This window comes from Mesorhizobium sp. M0802 (genome assembly GCF_040320115.1).
Taxonomy (GTDB): Bacteria; Pseudomonadota; Alphaproteobacteria; order Rhizobiales; family Rhizobiaceae; genus Mesorhizobium.
The window spans coordinates 162,814-168,991 of sequence record NZ_JAMYOY010000016.1; the positions used below are offsets into that span (position 1 = coordinate 162,814).

6 protein-coding genes and 1 pseudogene are annotated in these 6,178 nt (G+C 63.9%); 2 read left to right on the forward strand and 5 right to left on the reverse strand.

Features of this window, described 5'->3' with window-relative positions:
* Positions 1 to 39 precede the first annotated feature (39 nt).
* From NKI10_RS22015 to NKI10_RS22035, 5 genes and pseudogenes are all read right to left on the reverse strand, one after another.
* Complete coding sequence (locus NKI10_RS22015; protein WP_352861913.1) at positions 40 to 798, reverse strand: F0F1 ATP synthase subunit A; 759 nt, start codon at positions 796 to 798, stop codon at positions 40 to 42.
* Between the two features lie 65 nt (positions 799 to 863).
* Positions 864 to 1,256 (reverse strand): AtpZ/AtpI family protein, encoded by a 393-nt coding sequence (locus NKI10_RS22020; protein WP_352861915.1) that lies wholly within the window; start codon positions 1,254 to 1,256, stop codon positions 864 to 866.
* 266 nt (positions 1,257 to 1,522) lie between these two features.
* The gene (locus tag NKI10_RS22025) at positions 1,523 to 2,707 is read right to left on the reverse strand and encodes a cell wall hydrolase (RefSeq protein ID WP_352861917.1); all 1,185 of its coding nucleotides are present in this window, start codon (positions 2,705 to 2,707) and stop codon (positions 1,523 to 1,525) included.
* 136 nt (positions 2,708 to 2,843) lie between these two features.
* Positions 2,844 to 3,773 carry an MFS transporter gene (locus tag NKI10_RS22030; RefSeq protein ID WP_352861919.1) on the reverse strand — a complete coding sequence of 310 codons (930 nt, stop codon included), beginning with the start codon at positions 3,771 to 3,773 and terminating at the stop codon, positions 2,844 to 2,846.
* Positions 3,774 to 3,843: 70 nt separating this feature from the next.
* A pseudogene (locus NKI10_RS22035) lies at positions 3,844 to 4,140 on the reverse strand (MFS transporter); the annotation flags it as partial.
* 117 nt (positions 4,141 to 4,257) lie between these two features.
* On the opposite strand from NKI10_RS22035, the gene NKI10_RS22040 reads away from it, so the two are divergent.
* Together NKI10_RS22040 and NKI10_RS22045 are read left to right on the forward strand one after the other, a co-directional pair.
* Positions 4,258 to 5,166 carry a LysR substrate-binding domain-containing protein gene (locus NKI10_RS22040; protein ID WP_352861921.1) on the forward strand — a complete coding sequence of 303 codons (909 nt, stop codon included), beginning with the start codon at positions 4,258 to 4,260 and terminating at the stop codon, positions 5,164 to 5,166.
* A 264-nt stretch (positions 5,167 to 5,430) separates the two neighbouring features.
* Positions 5,431 to 6,165, forward strand: a complete 735-nt coding sequence (locus tag NKI10_RS22045) for a hypothetical protein (RefSeq protein WP_352861923.1) — start codon at positions 5,431 to 5,433, stop codon at positions 6,163 to 6,165.
* Positions 6,166 to 6,178: the final 13 nt, after the last annotated feature.

The window sequence follows — 6,178 nt, forward strand, 5'->3', positions numbered from 1 at the left end:
GTTGCAATTCCATCCGGCGAAAGATGCCGGAAATTCTATCTAGTGCGAAGGATGCAGCGCATCATTCAGGTACATGCAGGTGAGCACGGCGAACACATATGCCTGCAAGAGCGCCACGAGCAACTCCAGCGCGGTCAGCGCCACAGCCATCGCCAGCGGCAGGATCGATCCCGCAATGCCGAGCGCGCCGAGCGCACTCAGGCTGACCACAAACCCGGAAAACACCTTCAGGGTAATGTGGCCGGCGAGCATATTGGCGAACAGACGAACCGATAGGCTGACCGGACGCGAGACAAAGGAAATCACCTCGATCGGAACGACAAGCACCATCATCAGGATGGGCACGCCCTTCGGCACGAAAAGCTTGAGGAAGCCCAGACCGTGCTTCATGAAGCCATAGACGATGACGGTTCCGATCACCAGCGCGGCCAGGCCGAAGGTGACGATGATGTGGCTGGTGATGGTGAAGAAATAAGGAAAAAGGCCAAGCAGGTTGGCAACAAGCACGAACATGAACAGCGAGAACACCAAGGGAAAGAACTTCATACCTTGGGTTCCGGCTGCATCGCGCAACATGTTCGCGACGAACTCGTAGGCCATTTCCGAAACCGACTGCAGGCGGCCGGGAACAAGGCTGCGGCTTGCGGTCGAGAGGTAAAGAAACGCCGATGCAATGGCCACGGTCGCGACCATGAACAGAGCCGAATTGGTGAAGGACAGGTCATAGCCGCCGATATTGATCGGAATCAGCTTGACGATATGGAACTGGTGGATCGGATCGACCTTGTCAGCAGCCATTTACATCCCCGTCAAAACCGCGAGCGGCCTTAAGTGTCCTTGTGCGCCATTGGCGGCGCGCCATTTCATTCTTTCGGATCGCGCGACTTCTCGCTTTTTCCGAATTCCGCCACAACACCTGACGAACGCAGGACATTGAGCACGCCGGCGCCAAAGCCCAGCAACAAGCCGACGACCAGACCCCATGGCGAGGTTCCCGCCACGCGATCCAGAAACCAGCCAAGGCCCACACCCACCACTATCCCGGCGATGAACTCGCTGGACAGCTTGAGCGCCTGGCCATATCCGGCCGTCGCCTTCGCGCCGTCATTCCCCTCGAGCTGATCCGGCCGTCTTGTCGCAAGCGATGCTCCAAGCTCACGCCGGCGGCGTTCGAGATCTTCGTCGCGGATGTCGGCCACGTGCTTGCTGCCGCGGCCGGTTTCTCCGGTTCCGTCTGGCCCGTTCTTGTCGGCCATCGTAACCCCCCTGCCCGGTCAGACCGTCACCGTCCGTCCGCTTCTAAAGTCGCCGGCAACATAGTTAGAGGGTTTGCGCCCGTCAAGCCACGGGCGGGACTTCAAAGCCATGTATTTTTTCTATTGAAATCAATCACTTGGCGAGGTGCGACATCGTGCCCGGCACTATCGGGTCGGCACATGCCCCGAATCCGTCCGGCGACCGCTGTCCGATTTCGGCTTCCGGGACCTTTTGCGGTCCGTTTGGGACAGGCAAGCCGAAGGACTCAGCTCCAGCCGCCGCCATAGGTGCGGTAGAAGATATGCAGGCCGATCTTGGTCATCTTCTGCATCGTGCGCGCCCAGCCCGGATGGACATAGTTGGCGTAGTAATGGGTCGATGAGCCGACTTCGGGAATGAAGATCTTGCCGGCGGTGACCGCCATCGCGACGTCCTGCGCGGTCTTGTAGTGGGCGGGGCTCTCGATGCGCTTCTTGCGGCCGTCGCAGGCGAAGGAGAACTGGCAGCGGTTCAGCCAGTTGTCGTTCTGGTAGACGACGCCGCAAATCGAGTTCGGATAGGCCGGATTGCGGACGCGGTTGAGAATGACCTGCGCGACGGCGGCCTGGCCGCGCACGGATTCTCCCCGCGCCTCGAAATAGATGCCGTTGGCGAGGCAGGCCTGCTCCTTCGTGGAGAAGACGCTGGCCGGCAGCGGGTTCTGGATCCACGAATGATCGCCCTTGGCCATCGGCGGAATGAAGCGCCCGCTGCTCGGCTCCTCGTCCTGCAGCAGCGCTTCGAAGGGCGAGGCCTTGGCGTAATCGGGTTCGGCCTGGGCATAGGCGGTGGCCAGCACGTCCGGTCTGTCATTGTTGACGAGGGCGGCAAGCATGGCCGGCGCCCCGGGATCGGGCTTCTTGTCCACATTGGTGTGGAAGGCCTGGGCGATCTGGATTTCCTTGCCCTTGATGCCGGGCTTGGCGAAGGCGAGCTTCAGGCCGCTGTCCATGCTCGGCCGCAGCAGCGAGGAGGTGCGCTGGAAGATCGAGCCGGCATTGAAGTTCTTCGGCGGCGCCACCGGCGAGACCTGGATGATGCGGCCCTTCTTGTCGGCGCGCATGATGCGGTCCTCGTCGGGCGTGATGCCGGCGACATTGCCCTTGCCGCGAAACGAGACCTTGCCGACGCCGGGCAGGCGCACGCCCGAGCCCGAGAGCGAACCGGTGGTGACGGAATCGATGAAAGGCATTTCGGCGGCATGAACCGAGCCGGCGACGGAGCGCTCGACATAAGAGTTCCAGCGGGTGCCCGAGGCTTCGAGGCCGGAAATCAAGCTGCCCATGTCCTGGTAGGCGACGACGGTTGGAAAGCCGATCCAGATGCCGAGCCCGACGACCAATGGCGATACGAAGGAACGTTTTTTCTCACCGGCGGCGGCGGCCAGCCGCTTCAGGACACGTCGATGCACGGGGAACTCTCCAGAAACGCCACTGAGCCACTGGAGAGCCAAAGTGAAGCATTAACCTTGATGCGGGGTTAACGCGGTCGATCGTGTTTTTCCGAAGCGGCCCGAAATGGGACGCCGCTTGCCGGCCGGCAACCCGTCAGTTCGGCCGCAGGAAAATTGGCCATGCAATCATGGCGCAGAGCGCGCCCACCAGCCAGACGCCAGGCCACGACCAGACAAGCAGCAAAGCCGGAATGGCGGTCGGCACCACGAAGAAGGCGATGAAGACGAAGCTGTTGGCAAGACCGAGCGCGGTTCCGGCGCGGCTGGCGCCGGCAAGCGTGGCGAGTTCGGTGTAGGCGACGCCATGCCAGGCGGAGACCGAAATGCCGGCAAGGACCAGCAGCACGGCGATCGCCGGGATCAACGCGGCATGGGCGTCTGGCGTGGCTCCTGCCGCCAGGACCAGCAGGCCGACGGCCGCGAAGCCAAACGCGCTCGTCACGCCGCAGAGCCGCAGGAATGAGCGGCGGTTGCCGTGGCGGTCGGTGTAGCGGCCGCTCCAGACGCGCATCACCATCGCGCCGGTCTGCACCGCGGCAAGGCTGGCGCTGATCGTGAGCGTGGCCATGCCGGCGAAATCGTGCAGGAAGACGGAGGCGAAGGTGAGCACCGCCACTTGCGGAAAGCAGAGCAGGCCGATGGCGGTGGCGATGCGCCAGACGTCGACATTGCGCAGCGGCGCCGGACCGCCCGACTTTGCCATGGCCATGCTGCCGGCATTGTCCAGTTCCGGCGGCTGGTGCAGCCACCGCCAGGCAAACAGCGCAGAGACGGCGTTCATGGCGGCCAGCAGCCCGAAGACCGCCGCGAAACCGTGCACCGATGCCAGGGACGGCAGGACCAGCGCGCCGAGCCCGCCGCCGAGCGGCACCGCGGTCTGCCTGATGCTCATGGCAAAGCCACGTTCGCCTTCGTGGAACCAGGCCATGATGGCGCGGCCGCTGGAACCGTTGACGCTGCCGCCGAGCAGGCCGGCGACCAGAAGGCACGCGGCCAGCATTGCGACGCCAGGCACATAGGTCACTGGGGGCACGAGTGAACAACGCCATCAAGGCGAGCCACGCCGCGGTCGCACCAAGGCCGGTCAACAGCACGCCGCGATCTCCCCAGCGGTCGGTGAGCAGGCCCCAGGGCAGTTCGCTCAAGGCGACGCCCAGTCCGAGAAGGCCGACGACCAGGCCGAGATTGCCATTGCTCAAGTGATAGCCCGACCGCAGAAACACCGCCGCCGCCGGTATGCCGGCGAAGGTTGCGGAGAAACTGGCATTGGCGGCAACGCCGATGCCAAGCACCTTCCAGCGATGATTGGCGCGAAATCGTTCAGCCTTCGACGTGACGGCGGCGGCTCGGCCAACCCGGCCTGGCTCACAATTTGCGTCGGCAATCGACATGGCGGGACTCCTGTTGATGCCCTTTCGGGACCTTGACGCCTCGTCTTTACCGCTATAACTTCATCCCGGATATCGGGAAGTTTTTGACAATTGTTCCCGAAAAACAGGATCGTTGTGATGCGCCGCGTAGCCTTCGACCTCGATGTCCTCCGAAGCTTCGTCACCGGCATGGAACTCGGCAGCTTCGCCAAGGCAGCCGACCGGCTTGGACGCTCGACCTCGGCGGTGAGCGCGCAACTGAAGAAGCTGGAGGACCAGGCGGCGACGCCGATCTTCCGCAAGTCGGGCCGCGGACTGGCGTTGACCGAAGCCGGCGAAACCATGCTCGGCTATGCCAGGCGGCTGCTCGAGTTGAACGACGAGGCGGCCTCGGCCATCCACGATGTCGAGCTGGAAGGCTGGGTCAGGCTCGGCCTGCAGGAGGATTTCGGCGAGGCGGTGCTGCCGGAGGTGCTCGGACGCTTCGCCCGCGCGCACCCCAAGGTCAAGATCGAGGCGCGGATCGGGCGCAGCTATGAACTTGCCGAGCGGATCACATCAGGCAATCTCGACATTGCGCTGGCCTGGGACAGCGGCCAGGCGCTGCCCTACAGCCGGAATGTCGGCGATGCGCAGTTGCGCTGGATCGGGCCGGCCAAGCTGATCGAGACCAGCCTGCGCGAGGGCGAGGCGCTGCCGCTGGTGGCGCTGGAAGCGCCATGCCTGCTGCGCACGGTGACGACGGAAACACTCGACCGCGCCGGCCTGCCATGGCGAATGGCCTTCTCCAGCCCCAGCCTTGGCGGCATCTGGGCGGCGGTCGCCGCCGGCCTCGGCCTGACGATCCGCACCGATATCGGCCTGCCGGCCAATGTCAGGGCGATGGCGCCGCAAACGCTGGGCTTGCCCGCGCTGCCGACCATGGCGCTGGTGCTGCACCAGAAAGACGCCGAACTGGACCCGGTGGCGGCGCGGCTGGCGGATATATTGTGGCACGCGGCGGTGGCGGCGCTGCCGCAGGACGAGCGGTTGAGAGAGGTCGCTTAGACGCGGTGATCACCCAATGTCGCGTTCCGTCACACCCCCCTCTGTCCTGCCGGACATCTCCCCCTCAAGGGCATAGGCGCTAAGATAGGTATTGCCCTGCGGAATCGGGTGTGATTCTACGCTGCGATGACACACGAATCGCTTGTTGATGACGGCTGGGCCGAGACGATTGAGCTTCTGGGCGGCGAAGAGTTGATCGCAGCAAGTGCCCGCGAGACGAAGGCGTTCCTGCGCCCGCGCGGCGTCAGGTCGGCGAGCGACCTGTTGCGCCTGACACTGGCTTACTGCCTTGGCAAGGTTGGCATGCGGGGCGTCGTGGCCTGGGCGGCGGCGAGCGGGATTGCCGACATTTCGGACGTGGCGTTGCTTGGCCGGCTGCGCAATGCAGGACCATGGCTGCAGCAGTTGATTGGGCACCTTTTGAAGCGCGAGGATGCAGGTTTGGCCAAAGGCCGGCTGATCCGCATCCTCGATGCGACAGCGGTTGCCAAGGCCGGTGCGTATGAGAAGAAGAACAATGGTCTTTGGCGCATGCACTGCGCCTTCGAGCTTGAGCGCGAGCAGTTCGACTTCCTCGAGATCACCGATCAGAGCGAGGCCGAGTTGATCGACCGCGTGCCGGTGGTGCCGGGCGAGATCCGCATCGGTGACCGCGCCTATCTGCAGGCCGAGCGGATCGCCAAGGTGATGGCGCAAGGCGGCGATGTTGTTGTGCGCGCGTCGTGGAAAAACGCGCGATGGCTCGACGCCAACGGCAGGGCGTTCGATCTCATCGGCTACCTGGAGAACTGCCGGGAGGAAGTCTGCGAAAACGCCTGCCCGGCTGGCACTCAAGAAGGGCGAGCCTGTGAAGATGCGCCTGATCGCCTTGCGCAAATCCGAGGCTGCGGCACAAGAAGCGCGGCGCAAAATCAACAAGGAAGCCAAGGCCAAGGGCAACAAGGTTCAACCGCAGACGCTGATTGCGGCCGGCTTCGTCCTGCTTGTGACCTCGCTTGACCGGGAGGAGTTT

What these genes read in the sequence shown, in the direction of transcription:
- NKI10_RS22040 (WP_352861921.1), top strand. Translation starts at nt 4,258, where the DNA reads ATGCGCCGCGTAGCCTTCGACCTCGATGTCCTCCGAAGCTTCGTCACC.
- NKI10_RS22015 (WP_352861913.1), bottom strand. Translation starts at nt 798, where the DNA reads ATGGCTGCTGACAAGGTCGATCCGATCCACCAGTTCCATATCGTCAAG.
- NKI10_RS22020 (WP_352861915.1), bottom strand. Translation starts at nt 1,256, where the DNA reads ATGGCCGACAAGAACGGGCCAGACGGAACCGGAGAAACCGGCCGCGGC.